20 protein-coding genes are annotated in these 15,946 nt (G+C 69.6%); 11 read left to right on the forward strand and 9 right to left on the reverse strand.

Annotation, left to right across the window (positions count from 1 at the left end):
• Positions 1–82: 82 nt before the first annotated feature.
• The 8 genes from KZC52_RS09240 (at position 83) to KZC52_RS09275 (ending at position 4,907) form a co-directional block, all read left to right on the forward strand.
• On the forward strand, positions 83–553 hold the full coding sequence (locus tag KZC52_RS09240) for a hypothetical protein (RefSeq protein WP_247623751.1): 471 nt from the start codon (positions 83–85) through the stop codon (positions 551–553).
• A gap of 50 nt (positions 554–603) precedes the next feature.
• The gene (locus KZC52_RS09245; protein ID WP_247623752.1) at positions 604–1,668 is read left to right on the forward strand and encodes a M4 family metallopeptidase; all 1,065 of its coding nucleotides are present in this window, start codon (positions 604–606) and stop codon (positions 1,666–1,668) included.
• On the forward strand, positions 1,643–2,011 hold the full coding sequence (locus tag KZC52_RS09250; protein ID WP_247623753.1) for a protealysin inhibitor emfourin: 369 nt from the start codon (positions 1,643–1,645) through the stop codon (positions 2,009–2,011). Before KZC52_RS09245 ends, KZC52_RS09250 begins: the two co-directional genes overlap by 26 nt.
• A 173-nt stretch (positions 2,012–2,184) precedes the next feature.
• On the forward strand, positions 2,185–2,406 hold the full coding sequence (locus KZC52_RS09255; protein ID WP_247623754.1) for a hypothetical protein: 222 nt from the start codon (positions 2,185–2,187) through the stop codon (positions 2,404–2,406).
• A gap of 1 nt (position 2,407) precedes the next feature.
• A complete protein-coding gene (locus tag KZC52_RS09260) occupies positions 2,408–2,914 on the forward strand; it encodes a GNAT family N-acetyltransferase (RefSeq protein WP_247623755.1) in 507 nt (168 codons plus the stop codon).
• 129 nt (positions 2,915–3,043) lie between these two features.
• Positions 3,044–3,778: a ribonuclease H family protein gene (locus tag KZC52_RS09265; protein WP_247623756.1), complete on the forward strand. Its 735-nt coding sequence runs from the start codon at positions 3,044–3,046 to the stop codon at positions 3,776–3,778.
• Positions 3,779–3,796: 18 nt separating this feature from the next.
• The gene (locus KZC52_RS09270) at positions 3,797–4,183 is read left to right on the forward strand and encodes a DoxX family protein (RefSeq protein ID WP_247623757.1); all 387 of its coding nucleotides are present in this window, start codon (positions 3,797–3,799) and stop codon (positions 4,181–4,183) included.
• Positions 4,184–4,256: 73 nt separating this feature from the next.
• A complete protein-coding gene (locus KZC52_RS09275; protein ID WP_247623758.1) occupies positions 4,257–4,907 on the forward strand; it encodes a Pr6Pr family membrane protein in 651 nt (216 codons plus the stop codon).
• Positions 4,908–4,943: 36 nt separating this feature from the next.
• Here the strand turns inward: KZC52_RS09275 and KZC52_RS09280 are convergent, their stop codons facing one another.
• A complete protein-coding gene (locus KZC52_RS09280) occupies positions 4,944–6,305 on the reverse strand; it encodes a flavin monoamine oxidase family protein (RefSeq protein ID WP_247623759.1) in 1,362 nt (453 codons plus the stop codon).
• 207 nt (positions 6,306–6,512) lie between these two features.
• Between KZC52_RS09280 and KZC52_RS09285 the strand changes: the two genes are divergently transcribed.
• Positions 6,513–7,148 (forward strand): VanZ family protein, encoded by a 636-nt coding sequence (locus KZC52_RS09285; protein ID WP_247623760.1) that lies wholly within the window; start codon positions 6,513–6,515, stop codon positions 7,146–7,148.
• 4 nt (positions 7,149–7,152) lie between these two features.
• Here the strand turns inward: KZC52_RS09285 and KZC52_RS09290 are convergent, their stop codons facing one another.
• On the reverse strand, positions 7,153–8,130 hold the full coding sequence (locus KZC52_RS09290) for an SRPBCC family protein (protein WP_247623761.1): 978 nt from the start codon (positions 8,128–8,130) through the stop codon (positions 7,153–7,155).
• Positions 8,131–8,132: 2 nt separating this feature from the next.
• Positions 8,133–8,537, reverse strand: a complete 405-nt coding sequence (locus KZC52_RS09295; RefSeq protein ID WP_247623762.1) for an ArsR/SmtB family transcription factor — start codon at positions 8,535–8,537, stop codon at positions 8,133–8,135.
• A 141-nt stretch (positions 8,538–8,678) separates the two neighbouring features.
• On the opposite strand from KZC52_RS09295, the gene KZC52_RS09300 reads away from it, so the two are divergent.
• A complete protein-coding gene (locus tag KZC52_RS09300) occupies positions 8,679–8,885 on the forward strand; it encodes a hypothetical protein (RefSeq protein ID WP_247623763.1) in 207 nt (68 codons plus the stop codon).
• Between the two features lie 268 nt (positions 8,886–9,153).
• Here the strand turns inward: KZC52_RS09300 and KZC52_RS09305 are convergent, their stop codons facing one another.
• The 5 genes from KZC52_RS09305 to KZC52_RS09325 all read right to left on the reverse strand — a co-directional run bounded on the left by KZC52_RS09305 (position 9,154) and on the right by KZC52_RS09325 (position 14,443).
• On the reverse strand, positions 9,154–10,749 hold the full coding sequence (locus KZC52_RS09305) for an ABC transporter substrate-binding protein (RefSeq protein WP_247623764.1): 1,596 nt from the start codon (positions 10,747–10,749) through the stop codon (positions 9,154–9,156).
• Positions 10,750–10,819: 70 nt separating this feature from the next.
• Positions 10,820–11,575 (reverse strand): ABC transporter ATP-binding protein, encoded by a 756-nt coding sequence (locus tag KZC52_RS09310; protein WP_247623765.1) that lies wholly within the window; start codon positions 11,573–11,575, stop codon positions 10,820–10,822.
• Entirely contained in the window at positions 11,572–12,570 is a 999-nt protein-coding gene (locus KZC52_RS09315; protein WP_247623766.1) for an ABC transporter ATP-binding protein, read from the reverse strand. Before KZC52_RS09315 ends, KZC52_RS09310 begins: the two co-directional genes overlap by 4 nt.
• The gene (locus KZC52_RS09320) at positions 12,567–13,469 is read right to left on the reverse strand and encodes an ABC transporter permease (RefSeq protein ID WP_247623767.1); all 903 of its coding nucleotides are present in this window, start codon (positions 13,467–13,469) and stop codon (positions 12,567–12,569) included. Before KZC52_RS09320 ends, KZC52_RS09315 begins: the two co-directional genes overlap by 4 nt.
• Positions 13,466–14,443, reverse strand: coding sequence for an ABC transporter permease (locus KZC52_RS09325; protein ID WP_247623768.1), 978 nt, complete (start codon positions 14,441–14,443; stop codon positions 13,466–13,468). Before KZC52_RS09325 ends, KZC52_RS09320 begins: the two co-directional genes overlap by 4 nt.
• 160 nt (positions 14,444–14,603) lie before the next feature.
• On the opposite strand from KZC52_RS09325, the gene KZC52_RS09330 reads away from it, so the two are divergent.
• Positions 14,604–15,185, forward strand: a complete 582-nt coding sequence (locus KZC52_RS09330) for a PadR family transcriptional regulator (RefSeq protein ID WP_247623769.1) — start codon at positions 14,604–14,606, stop codon at positions 15,183–15,185.
• Positions 15,186–15,231: 46 nt separating this feature from the next.
• Here KZC52_RS09330 and KZC52_RS09335 read toward each other — a convergent pair whose 3' ends face one another.
• Positions 15,232–15,906, reverse strand: coding sequence for a cysteine hydrolase family protein (locus KZC52_RS09335; protein WP_247623770.1), 675 nt, complete (start codon positions 15,904–15,906; stop codon positions 15,232–15,234).
• Positions 15,907–15,946: the final 40 nt, after the last annotated feature.

Below are 15,946 nucleotides of genomic sequence, written 5' to 3' on the forward strand. Positions count from 1 at the left end.
ATTTTACGCGAGAAACCCGGGCGTGCCCTGCGGACGGGAGCAGCCCTCGACCCGAGCCACCCGACGGGGGCACAATGTCTGCATGCCCACTGATGCGCATGTCCTCGGCCCCGGCCTGCTGCCGACGCCGTTCACGGCCGACGAGATCCGCGAGGCGACCGGCGCCGGCAAGACCATCCGCCTGTTCGTCGAGTCACCCGACGGATCTCAGCACGAGCGGTTCAACCGATTCGAGCAGACGGATGCCGAGGGCGCCACGCTCCGGGCCTGGTTCGCCGAGAACCCCGCCGACGTCGTGACGAGCCGGGTCACCTGGACCGATCTGCAGCACCACGCGGCGTTCCCCGCCGACCACACCACCGTCACGACCGAGGCGATCGACATCCCCCTCGGCCGCGTCGAGTGCACGCGCTACGACACGTCCGACGGCCCGGATGCCCCGGTGGAGACGTACTGGTTCTCGCCCGCCCACCCCGGCATGCCGGTGCGCTACGAGGTGCCGCTCGACGGCGGGGTACTGCGCACGACGGTGATGAGCATCGAACCGGCGTGACGGGCGCGAGACTCTGCCGCAGTGTCGGAGACCCGGCGTAGGGTCGCTGCATGAGCGCACAGATCGAAAGCCACGGAGTCGTCCCGTCTTATCTGCTCGCCCGGCTGGCTGCATCGGGGCGGTTCCCGCGTGCGGCCGCCGCCGCGCGGCAGACCCTCACCGCGGGCCGGCCGCCGTTCCGCGCCCGCATCGACCTCTCGATCGACGAGAACGGCGACCTGGTCGCGCAGCTGTCGGATGCCCCGAACCGCACGATCAGCGACGCGGCGAACACGCAAGACCTTCCGGGCGCGGTCGTGCGCTCCGAAGACGACCCGCCCGTCGCCGATGCGCCGGTCAACGAGGCCTACGACGGGCTCGGGGCGACCTTCGAACTGCTGCTCTCGGCGTTCGGCCGCAACTCGCTCGACGATGCCGGCGCACCTCTCGACGCGACGGTGCACTACGGCGTCGACTACGACAACGCCTTCTGGGACGGCGAGCGCATGGTGTTCGGCGACGGCGACGGCGAGGTGTTCCGCGGCTTCACCGGATCGCTCACGGTGATCGGCCACGAACTCGCCCACGGGGTCGTGCAGCACACCGCGAACCTCGAGTACCAGGGGCAACCCGGTGCGCTCAACGAATCGATCGCCGATGTGTTCGGTGCGCTGACCGAGCAGTACGCGCAGGGGCAGAGCGCCGCCGACGCCACCTGGCTCATCGGCGCCGAGATCTTCACCGAGGCGGTGGAAGGCGTGGCGCTGCGCTCGATGATCGCGCCCGGAACGGCCTACGACGACGACGAGCTCGGCAAGGACCCGCAGCCCGACCACATGAGCGGCTTCGTGCGCACGACCGAAGACAACGGCGGCGTGCACATCAACTCCGGCATCCCCAACCGCGCCTTCGCCCTCTTCGCCACCGACCTCGGCGGCAACGCGTGGGAGACCGCCGGCACCGTCTGGTACCGTGCGCTCACCGGAGGACTGTCGAGCACGGCGACGTTCACGGCCTTCGCCGACGCGACGGTCGCGGCCGCATCCGAGGTCGATGAGGCCACCGCGACAGCCGCTCGACGCGCCTGGACGAGCGTGGGAGTCTATGAGGATGAGCGAGTCCCCGCAGCCGACTGACGCCGAGCCGTCGGCTGCGCCCGAATCCTCGGGCGACGGCGGGCGGTCATCCGACCCCGGGGTGGTCATCGCCGTGGTGCGCACGGGCGGGATCGCGGGGATCAGCCGACGATGGCGCGTGGAGATCGCGGCATCCGACTCTCCCGACGCCGAACCGTGGATCGCGCTCATCGAACGCTGCCCGTGGAGCGCCGAGCCCGAGAGCTCCGCCGGCGCCGACCGCTTCGTCTGGAGCATCCGCGCGCGCACCCCCACAGAGCACCTCGAACGCGAGCTCCCCGATGGCGCCGTCGCCGGGCCCTGGCGCGACCTGGTCGATGCCGTGCGCGCCGCCTCGGCCTGACGCCCGTTCGCCTCGGCCTGAGGCCCGTTCTCGCCGCGAGTGGTCGCCACACGCCGCTCGCGATGCCTGAGACACGGCATGTCCCGACCCCTCGCGCCTCGGCCCCGCCCGCGCGCCCCGTGGATCCGGTGTGAATCAGCGCCGCCCGGCCGCGACGGAGAGACAATGGGCGAATGGGACTGTTCCAGCACCGCCCGGAAGAAGAAGAGAACCAGTGGGCCGGGCTTCCGTCCGAGCCACTCGAACGTGACGGCGTCGACGCGCTCGCCACCACGCCCGCCGTCGACCCGCTGTCGATCGGCCTCGGCGCCGAGCTCGGGTCGATCGTGTTCCCCGTCGCGCCCCCGGCGCCATCCGCGGTGTCGACCGAGAATCGCGAACCGGACGAGGACTGACATGACCTCCCCCGCATCCGACGGCATCGAGGTCCGCCGCGTGACGGCCGACGAATGGATGCTGTGGCGCGCCGCGCGCCTCGAAGCTCTGCGCGAATCGCCCGCCGCCTTCGGCTCGCAGCTCACCGACTGGATCGAGGCGCCCGAGTCGCGGTGGCGGGAGCGGCTGTCGGTTCCCGGGGCGCACGACCTGCTCGCGGTCGACGGCGAGCACGTCGTCGGAATGATCACCGGCATGCCGGTGGCCGACGACCCCTCCCGCACCGAACTGATCTCGATGTGGGTCGCTCCGTCGGCGCGCGGCACGGGACTCGCCGCCGATCTGATCGATCGCATCGTCGATTGGGCGACGGAGGCCGGGGCATCCGTCCTCGATCTCTCGGTCATGCCCGACAACCCGTCGGCGCACCGCGCCTACGAGCGCGCGGGTTTCACACCCCTCGACGAACCCGGCGACCTGCTCCCCGACGGTCGCCGCGAGATCCGGATGCGCCGCACCCTGCGCTGACGCGCCCTCTTTCCTCGTGAGGGTCAAAACACGCCGCGCCACCGGCATCCGCTGCGGCGTGTTGTGACCCCTCACGTTCGTGAGACGCGCCCCGCCGGCGACGTCGGCGGCCCGGGCTACGGTGGAGGGATGACGATCACCGCCGCCGCAGACGGCTCCGCTCTGGGCAACCCCGGCCCCAACGGCTGGGCCTGGTACATCGACGACGACAACTGGGCGGCGGGCGGGTCTCCCCACGGCACCAACAACCAGGGCGAACTGCAGGCGGTGCTCGAACTGCTGCGCGCGACGGCCGGCACCGACGAGAAGCTGCTCATCCGCTGCGACAGCCGGTACGTGATCGACTCGGTGACGAAGTGGATGCCGGGCTGGAAGCGCAAGGGCTGGCGCAAGTCCGACGGCGGCCCCGTGCTCAACCGCGACATCCTCGAGGGCATCGACGAGGCGATCCGCGGGCGCGACGTCGAATTCTCGTGGGTCAAGGGGCATGCCGGCGACCGGCTGAACGAGGCCGCCGACGAGCGGGCGAATGCCGCGGCGAAGGCCTATCAGGCGAAGCAGGAACCGCGCCGCGGCCCCGGGTTCACGCTCGCGTCCGGCGCCGGCGCCGCCGTCGCGGCCTCCGCCCCGGTCGCGGCATCTGCGCAGCACGCCCCGTCTGCGGCATCCGCTCCGGTCACGACCGCCCCCTCGGATGCCCCGCTCTGGGCCGAGACGTCGTCGCTGTTCGACGACTTCGACACTCCCTCGGCCGACCCGATCGAGCTGCGCCTGAGCCTCACCGGCGATGAGCACGCCCGCCTGCGCGACCGCGCCGAGGCGCAGGGCATCTCGCTCGAAGCGGCCCTGCGCCGTCTGATCTGACGCGCGTACACTCGCCTCATGTCGACAACCGCGCGCACGATCGGCCGCATCTTCCTCGGATCCTCCCTCGTCTTCGCCGGCGTCTCGCACCTGACGTTCGCCCGCCGCGAGTTCCAAGCCCAGGTACCCGAATCGCTGCCGCTCGACCCCGACGTCACCGTGCTCGCCTCGGGCGTCGTCGAGGTCGGTCTCGGCTCGGCGCTGCTGCTGGCCCGCAAACGACGCCGTCGGGTCGGCACGATCGCCGCACTGTTCTTCATCGCGGTGTTCCCCGGCAACGTCTCGCAGTGGATGCACCAGCGCGACGGCTTCGGTCTCGACACCGACATGAAGCGCTTCGTGCGACTTTTCTTCCAGCCGGCGCTGGTCGCACTGGCTCTGTGGTCGACCCGCACGCGCCGCTGAGGCGCGTTCCCACGACCCGCGGAGCCGACCAAAAGTAGACTCGGCGGATGAGTGGACGGCGGGTGACGCAGCGGTGAGGACGCGTACCGTCTTCGGCCTGCTCCGACTCGGCGCCGCCGCGCTCTGCCTGGTCGCCCTCATCCACCGTCTCGCGTGGGGGCTCGCCTCGCACACGATCGCCAGCCAGAACTTCTTCGCCTACCTGACCAACCAGTCGAACGTCGCGTTCGTGGTGCTGCTCACGATCGCCGGCATCATCGCGCTCCGCAAGGCCCGCGATCCGCGCTGGCTCACCGTCACCCTCGCCCTCGTGCTCACGTGGACGATCACGGCCGGCATCGTGTTCGCCATCCTCGTCTGGCAGGCGGGGCTGCGCGGCATCCGCATCGACGTGCCCTGGTCCGATCAGGTGCTGCACTTCTACCTGCCTGCCTGCGCCGCACTCGCCTGGGCGCTCGCCCCCGGCCATCGCGCTGTGCCGTGGCGGGTCATCCCGGCGACGCTGATCTACCCGCTCGTGTGGGGCGGGTTCACGATGATCCGCGGCCCGATCATCGGCTGGTACCCGTACTACTTCCTCGACCCGCGGCAGATCAGCGGACCGGCCGAGTTCCTGGTGTCGTCCGGCATCGCCCTCGCGACGTTCGCGACCGTCGCGACCGCGCTCGTGCTCATCAGTCGGATGCCGCTGCCCCGTCGCCTGCGGCAGGATCAGGCCGGGTAGACGACGCACCGCCGTGCCAGGCGGCGCACCGCCGCGTCACGCCGCGTAGGGCCCGAGCGCCTCCAGCGCCAGGGTGACCGCCTCGTCCTTGCCGAGTTCCGAGAACCTCGCCGCAGCGTCACCGCCGACGATCCCCACCAGCACGTTCTCGCCGGTAGCGGGGAGCAGGTTGATCCAGGTGCGGATGCCGACATCGCCGCCGACCGTGTGCCATACCGCCTCTTCGGCATTCCAGAACGGCTCGTCCCAGCGCAGCCACACGGTCTCGATCGACCCCATCGCGAGCGCCGAGATCGCGCCGCGGTTGGCGAACGGCAGCGGCGGGTCGAACTCGATGCCCTGCTCCTGCAGCACTCCGAGCGGCACCGTCACGACGACGCGGTCGAACGACAGCGCCTCACCGGTGCCCATGCGCACGCTCACGCCGGTGTCGTCGTAGGCGAGGCGGGTGACCGGCTGGTTGAGACCGACCTGCACACCGTCGAGCGTGTGCTCGATGAACGGCAGCAGGCTGTCGCGGGCGGCGCGCGGCTCGGCCGGAGGGAGCGGCGGGGCGAACCAGCTCGACAGCTTCGCGGCCTCCGCGCCCGAGGTGGTGGCGAGAAGCGCGAGCAGGGCGAGGATCGTGGGGTCGGCCGTGTCGACGCCTGCCGCGACGAGAGCATCCGCGACCGAACTGTCGACGGGGGCGGCCTGAGCGGTGGCGATCGCCGCGGTCAGGGACTCGGTGGCGACGGCATCCGTGTCTCCGTCGGGCGAGCGCCAGAGCGAGCCCGCGAGATCGACGACGGAGATGTCCTCGGCCTCGAGCGTCTGTACGAGGTCGGCATCCGCCTCGCCGAACAGCCATGCGCCGAGCTGCGGAGGAAGTGGCCAGGCGTCGTCGACCCGTGAATACACGCGTCCGCCGACGCGGTCGCGCGCTTCGAGAACGGTGACCTCGAAGCCCGCGTCGTTCAGCCGCGCGGCTGCCGTGGCGCCGGCGAGCCCCGCACCGATCACGGCGATGCGCTCGCCGTCGCCCGCGGCATCCCGCAGTTCATCGGCGGCGCGCTCACCCGAGGCGATCGCTCCGCGCATGGTGGCCGGGGCCTCCTCATCGGTGGCCTCGCCGGCGAAGAACAGGCGGTCGTCGACCGGGCGCGCGAGGGCGCTGCGGGTCTCGGCCCCGACGCCGGCGGGCACGAAGCTGACGGCACCGAACGCGTACTGGTCGCTCGTCCAGGTCGAGCGGATGCTGGCGGCCGGAAGCGGCACGCCGTTCGTGGGCTGCGGCTCGGGCGAACGCGTCGGGGTGCGCGTGGGCGTGGGTTCGGGCTCCGGGGTACACGAGGCGAGCAGCACCGAAAGGGCCCCGGCCCCGGCGCCCAGAAGCAGAGTGCGGCGCGTGATCCTCATCGTGTCGCCACTTTATCCCGCCTGGGTGGACAGTGGCTGCTCGGGAGGGCGTACCCAACTCAGGAAGAGTGCGGCCGTCGGGCACGGAAACCCCCGGATTCGGGCCCGGATCGTCCATTCCTCCTGAGTTGGTGCCACGGGCGAGCGCCGAACATCACTCCGCAGGATGACGCGGCGGCGACGGCATTGACCGTAACGTCGAATGCGATGGACAATCCCTTCGGCGAAGTGCCGGTGCTGCCGGTCGTCATTCCCCTCGCGCTCGTGGTCTTCCTGCTGATGCTGTGGCGATTGCAGATCCGCCGTGCGTTCTCGTGGCCCCGCGCCGCGGTGGCCGCGGCCCTTGCCGTGTATGCGGCGGGAATCGTGGGCAACACGATCTTCCCGATCTTCCTGAACAAGCCGAGCAGTGGGGAACCCTGGACTCCAGCGCTCGCGCTCGTGCCCTTCGCCGACTACGAGATCGCCGACGCTCTCACGAATGTTCTCGTCTTCGTGCCGCTCGGCATCCTCGTCGCGCTCGTGCTCGCACGTCCGACGTGGCCGCGAGTGGTCGCGATCAGCGCCGGGGTGAGCCTCGCCGTCGAGCTCTCTCAGCTCGCGGCACAGCGGCTCTTCGCGGGCGGGCACGTCGCCGACATCAACGACTTCCTCTCGAACGTCACCGGCGGCGCTCTGGGCTACGGCATCCTGCTCCTCCTCGTGCGGATGCCTCGACTGGGCCGGTTCGTCGACAGGTTCCGCTGGGCACCGGCAACCGTTCACGACTCCGGAGATCCGCGCCCGCAACGCGAAGAAACCGGCCGATCCGTGCGGAATCGGCCGGTTTCTCCGGAGTTGTGAACGGTCAGACCGCGAGCAGCTCCCGCTCGAGGCGGGCGTACGAGGTCTCCATGCCGTCGGCCATGCCGGTGGCGAGGATCATGTCGCGCGTCTCCTTGTCGGGGTACTCGATGTACAGCGTGATGAGGGTCGCGCCGTCCTCCTCGTAGAGGTTGAGGTCGTTGAGCGTCTCGACCGGCATCCCGATCATCCGCTCGGTCTGCACCGACCGCTTCGGGGCATCGATCAGCAGCGCCTCCCCCTCGAACCCGAACGGTTCGCCCTCGGTCTCGCCGACCGGAGCCCAGGAGGTGACGTAGCCCTGACCGACCTCGGTCGCGACCGTGCACTCCGTCATCACCCAGCCGTCGGGTCCGAGCAGCCACTGCTTCATGAGCTCAGGTTCGTTGTGCGCACGCCAGACCAGCTCACGCGGCCCCTCGACGAGGCGCGTGATGCGCACGTGGGTGTCGTCGAGCAGTTCGACCCGCGTGCCCTTGCCCTGCGCGTAGTCGCGGAGGTCCTGCAGCACGGCGTCGAGCTGGCTCATCGCGAGCGTCGTCCCCTCGACGGCGCCCATCGCCACGACCTGCTCGAGCGCCTCGGCCGAGGCGAAGTAGCTGGTGTTGACCATGCGCGTGCCCTCGGCGGTCGGTGTGAACGTGAACGTCATGCGCATCGACGGCAGGTCGGGGTTCGGGGTTCCGTCCTCGTCGGCGAAGGCGTCGAGGACCTCGAAGCCGTTCGGGCCGTCGATGTTGAGGAACTCCCAGGTGCCGGAGGCCTTCTCGCCGCGCGGTCCGTTCATCGTGTAGTTCGCCTTGCCACCCACGGTGTGGTCCCAGTGGGTGAAGGTGGCGGGCCATCCGGGAGGACCCCAGAAGCGCTCGAGCTGCCGCGGGTCGCTGTAGGCGTCCCACACCCGCTCGACCGGGGCCGCCAGATCGGCGACGACCGTCATGGTGAGGTTCTCGGCATCCGTGATCACATCGGTGACAGGCATTGTCAGTCTCCTTGTTCGTGTTCGGTGTGTTCGGCGTTCTTCGTGGTGCTCGTGGTGCTGTCGGTGCTCGGGGCGGGCGCGGCCAGCAGGTCGTCGAGGCGAGCGATGCGCGATCGCCACAGCTCTTCGTAGCGGGCGAGCAGCGCCTTGGCGCGGGCGATCATCTCGGGATTCGCGCGCACGAGGCGCTCGCGTCCCTCGGCGCGCTTGACGATGAGGTTCGCGGCCTCCAGCACGGCGACGTGCTTCTGCACTGCGGCGAACGACATCTCGTACTCGGCGGCGAGGGTCGAGACCGACTGCTCGTTCTCGATAGTCCGGCGCAGGATGTCGCGCCGGGTCGACGTGGCCAGTGCGTGGAAGACACGGTCGACCTCCGCTTCGGTGAGTTCTCGTTGTACAACCATTTGGTTGTACGTTAGACCCGGGCGCGGGATGTGTCAAGAGGTTCTGTCGGATCCGCTCCTTCCGGATCCACCTGCAGGTGATCGGCAGGCGCGCCCGAGCGGCGCCGCCGCGCCCGGAATCCTCGACCTAGGGTCGAGCGCATGGACTACAACTCCCTGTTCCCCCTGGTCTCCGCGATGTGGACCTCCGTCGCGCTCCTCGCGGGCGGCTACGCCCGCACGCGCAACCGCTCGGCGTGGACGTGGTTCCTGCTCACGCTCTTCTTCGGACCGATCGCGGCGTTCCTGCTCGTCGTGTGGGAGCCGGCGCCGCAGAAGCCGTCGGCCCAGACTCCGACGGAGAACTGAGGGGTGACGCGGGCGGGGCGGGGCCCTTCGACAAGCTCAGGGACCCAGTAGCGCTCAGGGGCCCTTCGACAAGCTCAGGGACCCAGTAGCGCTCAGGGACCCAGTAGCGCTCAGGGACCCAGTAGCGCTCAGGGGCCCAGTAGCGCTCAGGAACCGGGTGACGCAACTCGGTTCCTGAGCGAGCGAAGCGAGACGAAGGGCGCACGCAGAAGGAGGGCGACGGAACCCCGTCGCCCTCCTCCCCTCGGTCACCTCAGGGGTGATCCGTTCACTCGGCCATCGACACCGACGTGAAGTCCAGCCACCAGCTCTTCGGCTGCTCGAAGCCCTGCACGGCCGACGACATCGCACGGGGGGCGGTGTCGTTGGCGACGAACAGCCACGCGGCATCCTGCGTCACCAGGTGTCCGACCTGGGTGAGCAGAGCGGCGCGCTCCTCGTCGTCGACCGTGACCAGCGCCTGGTCGTAGAGCGCCTCGGCCTCTTCGTTGCAGTAGTCGAAGAAGTTGCCGTCGCAGCCGAACCAGAAGCCTTTCCAGCTGGAGGGCTGCTCCAGGCTGAACGCCTGGTTCGCGGCCTGCCATCCGGTGTTGCCTTCGCCGAGCTGCGCGTACATGCCCGAGAAGTCCACCGGCTCGAGCGAGACGTCGATGCCGACCTCGGCGAGCTGCGCCTGCAGCGCCTCGTTCATGGCCTTGGCCTGCATCGAGCCCGACCCGGCGGTGATGTAGCCCACGGTCACGTCGACGCCGTCGGGGTAGCCGGCCTCGGCGAGCAGCGCCTTGGCCTTCTCGGGGTCGTACGTGTAGAGGTCGTCATCGGCGGTGTAGTACAGGCTCGCCTCGGCGAACATCTGGGCGGCGGGAGCGGCGGTGCCGTGCAGAAGGTCGTCCGCGATCGCGTCGCGGTCGATCGCGTAGTTCATCGCCTGACGCACGCGGATGTCGTCGAACGGTGCCTCCTGCGTCATGAGCTGCCACGACCACTCCCAGTCGAACGGGTTGCCGGTCGCCACGAAGCCCGCATCCTCGAGGCTCGCGAGGTCATCGGGCAGGGCGGCCTCGATCCAGTCGACGCGTCCGGAGCGCAGAGCCGCGGTGCGTGCGGAGGGATCGGGGATCAGCTCGACCGTGAGGCGGTCGAGCTTGGCGACGTCGCCCCAGTAGTCCTCGTTGCGGGTGAACGAGATCGACTGGTTCTGGGCGAGCGAGTCGAACACGAACGGACCGGTGCCGACCGGGTTCGTGGCCTGGCCCGCGGCCCCCGACTCGTCGAGCGACGTGGGGCTCGCGAAGTAGACGTTGTACAGGTCGGCCAGGAAGAAGGCGAACGGCTGGTTCAGGGTGAACGTCACCGTCTGGTCGTCGACCTTCTCGACCGAATCGACGAAGGTGAGCACCGTGTAGTACGTGATGAGCACCGGGTCGTAGTTCGGGTCGGACTCGTCGGTGTAGCGGGTGATGTTGTAGATCAGGGCATCCGCGTCCCAGGGGGTGCCGTCGTGGAACGTCACGTCCTCCTGCAGGTGAAAGGTGTACTGCAGGCCGTCCTCCGAGACGTCCCACGACTCGGCGAGCGCGGGCGCCACACCGGCGGGTGCGTTCGGGTCGGAGACGTCGCGCTTGGTGAGGCCCTCGTACACGAGGTTGCCGATCAGGCGCTGGCCCTCGTAGCCGGCGGTCGTGATCGCGCCGGTGTCGAGGCTCGGGAACGAGGCCATCTGCGAGCCGATGACCAGTTCCTGCTCGCCGTCGGATCCGCCGGTCGGCGCTCCACCGGAGGAGCAGGCCGAGAGCGCGAGACTCGACGCCAGAACGAGGCCTGCAACGATTGCCGCTCTGCGGCGTGGGGATGGGGTGTTCATGTCTCTCCTCAGGTTCGCTGTGTGTGGTGCGGGTAGTGGTGCGGTGGTGCGGGTAGGGGTGGTGCGGTCTTCAGGCGTGCATCAGGGTGCGCGCGGCCAGAAGTTCTCGGGTGTACGGATCGGTCGGGTCGGCGAGCACGGCGGCGGTCTCGCCGGACTCCACGGCGTGGCCGCGGTTGAGCACGAGGATGTCGTCGGCGATGTGCTCGACGACGGCGAGGTCGTGCGTGATGAAGAACATCGCCACCCCGAGCTGCGCCTGCAGGTCGGCGAACGTGTTCAGCACCTGCGCCTGCACCGACTTGTCGAGCGCCGACACCGCCTCGTCGCAGATCAGCAGCTTCGGCTTGCTGGCGATGGCGCGGGCGATCGCCACGCGCTGGGCCTGTCCGCCCGACAGCTCGTGCGGGAAGGCGTGCACGTAGTCGGCGGCGAGGGCGACGGTTGCGAGCAGATCGACCGAACGCGACGCCCATTCTCGGCGGGCGATACCCTGCGCGCGCAGCTGGAAGGCGAGGCTGTCACCGATCGTCATCGCCGGGTTCAGGGCGTTGCGGGGGTCCTGCGGCACGAGCTGGAAGTCACGACGGGCCTGCCGCAGCTCCTTCGCGCTCAGCGCGAAGAGGTCGCGCCCATCGAGCCGCACGGTGCCGGCATCCGGTCGCATCAGGCGCATCACGATGCGCCCGAGCGTCGACTTGCCGCTGCCGGACTCGCCCACGACACCGAGCGTGCGTCCGGACTCGATCGAGAAGTCGACGCCGTGCAGGGCGGTGAAGTCGCCGAAGCGCTTCACGATGCCGGAGCCTTCCAGTACCGCGGTCATGCTGCCTCCTCCTGTGCTCCGTCGGATCCGCCGGCTCCGACGCTTCCGTCGGCGACGGCGTGGCCGGGTGCGACCTCGTGCAGGGTTCCCCAGTCGCGGCGCATCCGCACGGAGTCGGGAACGACGGCGAGCCCGCCGCGCGGCACTCCGGCCGAGGGCTCCGCGGCGAGGAGCGCTCGGGTGTACTCGTGGCGGGGAGCGCGCAGCACGTCGGGCGCGTAGCCCAGCTCGACGATCTGACCGCCCAGCATCACGGCCACGCGGTCCTGCGCCTGCGAGGCGATGAGCGTCGCGACGCCGATGTCGTGCGTGATGAAGAGGATCGCCGTATGCAGACGGTTGCGCAGATCGTCGAGCAGGCCGACGACGTGTGCGCCCACGGCCGCATCGAGCGCGCTCGACGGTTCGTCGGCGACGATGAGTTCGGGCCCGCAGCTGATCGCGATCGCGATGGCGATGCGCTGGCGCATTCCGCCCGAGACCTCGTGCGGATAGCAGCGCATCACCCGCTCGGCATCGCGGATCTGCACCTGCTCGAGCAGCTCGAGCGCACGCGCCTTGGCGGCCGCGCGACTCGGGCACTGGCGGTGCTGCAGCAGGGTTTCGACGATCTGCGATCCGATGCGCCGCATCGGGTCGAGCGACGAGTTCGGGTCCTGCGGCACCATCCCGATGCGGTCGCCGTGCAGCATCCGCAGACGGGATGCCGGAGCGCCGATGAGGTCGACGCCGTCGAAGTACGAGGTTCCGCTCACCGTCGCGGTCCGCGCCGCCAGGCCGGTCACCGCCCGGGCGAACACCGACTTGCCGCTGCCGGACTCGCCGAGCAGCACGGTCACCTGACGCTTCTCGAGACCGAGGCCGAGGTTCGAGACGACGGTGCTGGCGCCGCCGCCCGAGCGGGGGAACGAGACGCTGATGCCGGTGGCGTCGAGCACCAGCGCGGCCGGGTCGGCGAGGCCTCCCGCGGGAGGGGCGAGGAGGGTCTCGGTCATGACTTCTGTCCCTTTCCGGAGATCGCATCGCGGATGCCGTCACCGACGAGCGGGAAGAGCATCGAGAGCAGCAGGATCATCACCACAGGCGCGAGCGCGAGTGTCGGGTTCGTGTAGACCGCCGCCTGCATCTCGTAGAGGATCGACCCGAGCTCGGGTTGCGGCGAGGGGACGCCGAGTCCGATGAATCCGAGACCGCCCGAGATCGCGACGTTGGCGCCGACGAGCGAGGTCGAGTACGCGAGAACGGCGGGGAGGGTGACCGGAACGATCTGCCGCAGCAGGATCGTGCCGCCCGTCGCCCCGCTCGAACGGGCCGCGGTGACGAAGTCGAGCTCGCGGATGCGGGAGACCTCGGTCTCGGCGATGCGGGCGACCGGCGCGATCCACACGAGGGTGAGCGCGAGGATCAGCGTGCCCAGGCCGACACCGAACGAGATCGCCAGCAGCAGGGCGAGCAGCACTCCGGGGAAGGCGAAGAGCAGGTCGACCCCGCGCATCAGGATCGTGTTCGTGACCTTGCCGGCGAGACCGGCGATCGTGCCGATCGCGAGGCCGAGCACGGTGGCGATGACGATGGGGACCACGCTGACGATGAGAGAGGTGCGGGTTCCGTAGACGAGTCGGCTGAGCAGGTCGCGCCCCTGCGTGTCGGTACCGAGCACGTGGCCGTCGGTGAAGAAGGGGAGCAGACGCTCGGACAGCGACCCCGTGAGCGGGTCGGCAAGCGGCAGCAGCGGAGCCGCGAGCACGACGGCGGTGAGCAGCGCGACGATGCCGAGCGCGACGACGGATCGCAGCGGCATCCGGCTGAGCACCGATCGGCGACGGAATCGGGGCACGGCATCCGACGCCGCGACGGAGGCGGTGAGGACCGGGGGTTCGGCGAGTGCGCTCATGCGCGTCCCTTTCTGATTCGCGGGTCGAGGACCGCGTTGACGACGTCGGCGACGAGGAGCACCAGGACGAAGATCATCGCGATGATCAGGGCGACGGCCTGGACGAGCGTGTAGTCGCGCAGGCCGACCGACTGCACGATGAGGGCGCCGAGGCCGGGGATGCTGAAGATCTGCTCGACGAACAGTGCACCGCCCAGCATCGTGCCGACCTGGATGCCGAGCACCGTGATCATCGGCGGCAGCGCGTTGTGATGCGCGTGCACGGTCAGCCGCCAGGGCGAGAGGCCGCGCGCCTGCAGGGTGGGCAGCAGGTCGGTCGACTGCAGGGTCGAGATCGACGTCTTCAGCGACCGCGCCATCTGGGCGCCGGGTGCGAGTGCCAGCGCGGTCGCCGGCAGCAGGAGGTGGGCGGCGAGGTCGCCGACCGAGCCGTCGCCGCGGGTCGAGACACCGCCGGCGGGGAACAGCGGCCACACCACCGCGAAGGCGATGAGCAGCACGAGCGCGACCGTGTACTGCGGGGCCGACAGGAACAGTGATTCGATCCAGTCGGTCGTGCGGCGCACGCCGCGGAACCGAGTGGTGGCGAGGTTGCCCATCACGATGGCGAGACCGATCGCGAGGATGCTGGCGAGTCCGCCCAGGAGCAGGGTGTTCGTGAGCGCCGGTCCGATGATGTCGGTCACGGGGCGACCCTGGCTGTACGAGAAGCCGAGGTTGCCGCCGAGCACCTGCCCGATCCAGATCGTGAACTGCGACATCAGGGGCTGGTCGAGGCCCATCACCTCGCGCAGCTTCTCGCGCTCGGCGGGGCTGCTGTCGGTTCCGAGGATCGTCAGCGCGGGGTCACCGGGGATGGCGCGGATGGCGAAGAAGACGACGACGGCGATGAAGAGCGCCGTCACGACGGTCATCACGATCCGACCGCTCACGAGACGCACTAACCGGTTCTGTGCGATGGCTTTGTAGTCCATAATTGGAATTATGCACTGATGTACTGTTTCGGTACTGTTTCGTATTGATGACACTGTTGTCCCCGTCGGGACGAGCCCCGTGTTTCCGGGCATCCGACACGCGAGAATCACGTCGCAGTCCGAAGAAATCTGCACGACGTCCGTCAGAGAAAGGACCCCTATGGCCCTCCGGCACGCGATCCTGGCCGCCCTCTCGCGAGGAAAGCCTCGAACCGGATACGACCTCAACTCCAGCTTCAACGACGTGAACGACCGCGCCTGGCACGCGAGTCCCTCGCAGGTGTACTCCGAGCTGACGAAGATGGAGAAGCTCGGCCTCATCGATATCAGCGAGCGCAACCAGCGCGGCCGCACGAGCTACATCATCAACGACGAAGGTCTCGACGAGCTCCGGCGCTGGCTGCTCCACGATCAGCCCGACCACGGCGTGCGCGACGACGCGATGCTGCGACTGCTGAACCTCTGGACGCTCGACGACGCCGACGCCGCCTACCTCCTCGACGCCGAGGTCACGTTCCAGCGCCAGCGGCAGTTCAGCCTGACCCACCTCCTGTCGAACTGGGAGGAGGAGCGCGAGGACTACGACAGCCCGGTCTGGCGCAGTCGGCGAGCGCTCTACACGCTGTGGCTGCGGCAGACGACGCTGACCCTCGACTGGCTCGACGAACTGCGCGTCGTGCTCGAGCATCCCGAGATCCCCGTGCCCGACGCGCTCGAAGGGGCCGCCCCCGCACGCGCGTGATGCGTGCGGAGACGACCTCTCGGGAGCCGTTCTGCGGCGGTGCCGCTCAGGCGCCGATCGTCGCCAGATCCTCGGCCGTCCGGCCGTAGCCCGGCGTCGTGTACCGCTGCGCCCACTCGGCATCCTCGGCCAGCAGCTCGCGCCACGGGGCGACCTCGACGTAGAGCACGCGGAGCGAGTCGAGGGCGGCGCGGTGCAGCGCCTCGCCGTCGGTCGAGACGGCATCCAGCGGAACCGCCACGTCGAAGTTCTTCATCATGCCGGTGCGCGAGGTCGTCTCGACGCACACGTTCGTCTGCAGGCCGGCGACGATGAGGCGGGTGACGTCGAGATTGCGCAGGATCGGGTCGAGGTCGGTGTTGAAGAAGGCATCCCACCGGTGCTTCTCGATCACGATGTCACCGGGCTCGGGGCGCACGGCGTCGAGCACCTGCGAGCCCCAGTCGGCGTCGTCGCCGATCGGCGACTCCTCGTCGCTCGCAGCCGACGACGCCAGCAGACGGCGCATGCTCGGCGTCGCGTCCGCTCCGTCGGCGCGGGAGGTCTGCCGCGTGTAGATCACCGGCATCCCCTGAGCGCGAGCGGCCGCGAGCAGCTCGGCGCACTCGGCGACGACCTCGTCGAAATTCCAGATCGGCGGCCACCCCAGGGCGCTCCGTCGCTCCTGCTGCAGGTACATGTTCTGCATGTCGATCATGATCAGCGCTGTTCTCGAGCTCATCTCAAACCCAATCTCGTAGTGTGTCTTGATAGTCCAATAC

Source organism: Microbacterium galbinum, assembly GCF_023091225.1.
Taxonomy (GTDB): Bacteria; Actinomycetota; Actinomycetes; order Actinomycetales; family Microbacteriaceae; genus Microbacterium; species Microbacterium galbinum.

Excerpts from the sequence above, each read along its gene's own strand:
- KZC52_RS09240 (WP_247623751.1), top strand. The coding sequence starts at position 83 with ATGCCCACTGATGCGCATGTCCTCGGCCCCGGCCTGCTGCCGACGCCG.
- KZC52_RS09280 (WP_247623759.1), bottom strand. The coding sequence starts at position 6,305 with ATGAGGATCACGCGCCGCACTCTGCTTCTGGGCGCCGGGGCCGGGGCC.
- KZC52_RS09335 (WP_247623770.1), bottom strand. The coding sequence starts at position 15,906 with ATGAGCTCGAGAACAGCGCTGATCATGATCGACATGCAGAACATGTAC.
- KZC52_RS09255 (WP_247623754.1), top strand. The coding sequence starts at position 2,185 with ATGGGACTGTTCCAGCACCGCCCGGAAGAAGAAGAGAACCAGTGGGCC.
- KZC52_RS09315 (WP_247623766.1), bottom strand. The coding sequence starts at position 12,570 with ATGACCGAGACCCTCCTCGCCCCTCCCGCGGGAGGCCTCGCCGACCCG.
- KZC52_RS09305 (WP_247623764.1), bottom strand. The coding sequence starts at position 10,749 with ATGAACACCCCATCCCCACGCCGCAGAGCGGCAATCGTTGCAGGCCTC.
- KZC52_RS09330 (WP_247623769.1), top strand. The coding sequence starts at position 14,604 with ATGGCCCTCCGGCACGCGATCCTGGCCGCCCTCTCGCGAGGAAAGCCT.
- KZC52_RS09290 (WP_247623761.1), bottom strand. The coding sequence starts at position 8,130 with ATGCCTGTCACCGATGTGATCACGGATGCCGAGAACCTCACCATGACG.
- KZC52_RS09285 (WP_247623760.1), top strand. The coding sequence starts at position 6,513 with ATGGACAATCCCTTCGGCGAAGTGCCGGTGCTGCCGGTCGTCATTCCC.
- KZC52_RS09260 (WP_247623755.1), top strand. The coding sequence starts at position 2,408 with ATGACCTCCCCCGCATCCGACGGCATCGAGGTCCGCCGCGTGACGGCC.
- KZC52_RS09300 (WP_247623763.1), top strand. The coding sequence starts at position 8,679 with ATGGACTACAACTCCCTGTTCCCCCTGGTCTCCGCGATGTGGACCTCC.
- KZC52_RS09295 (WP_247623762.1), bottom strand. The coding sequence starts at position 8,537 with ATGGTTGTACAACGAGAACTCACCGAAGCGGAGGTCGACCGTGTCTTC.
- KZC52_RS09320 (WP_247623767.1), bottom strand. The coding sequence starts at position 13,469 with ATGAGCGCACTCGCCGAACCCCCGGTCCTCACCGCCTCCGTCGCGGCG.
- KZC52_RS09265 (WP_247623756.1), top strand. The coding sequence starts at position 3,044 with ATGACGATCACCGCCGCCGCAGACGGCTCCGCTCTGGGCAACCCCGGC.
- KZC52_RS09270 (WP_247623757.1), top strand. The coding sequence starts at position 3,797 with ATGTCGACAACCGCGCGCACGATCGGCCGCATCTTCCTCGGATCCTCC.
- KZC52_RS09325 (WP_247623768.1), bottom strand. The coding sequence starts at position 14,443 with ATGGACTACAAAGCCATCGCACAGAACCGGTTAGTGCGTCTCGTGAGC.
- KZC52_RS09250 (WP_247623753.1), top strand. The coding sequence starts at position 1,643 with ATGAGCGAGTCCCCGCAGCCGACTGACGCCGAGCCGTCGGCTGCGCCC.
- KZC52_RS09310 (WP_247623765.1), bottom strand. The coding sequence starts at position 11,575 with ATGACCGCGGTACTGGAAGGCTCCGGCATCGTGAAGCGCTTCGGCGAC.
- KZC52_RS09245 (WP_247623752.1), top strand. The coding sequence starts at position 604 with ATGAGCGCACAGATCGAAAGCCACGGAGTCGTCCCGTCTTATCTGCTC.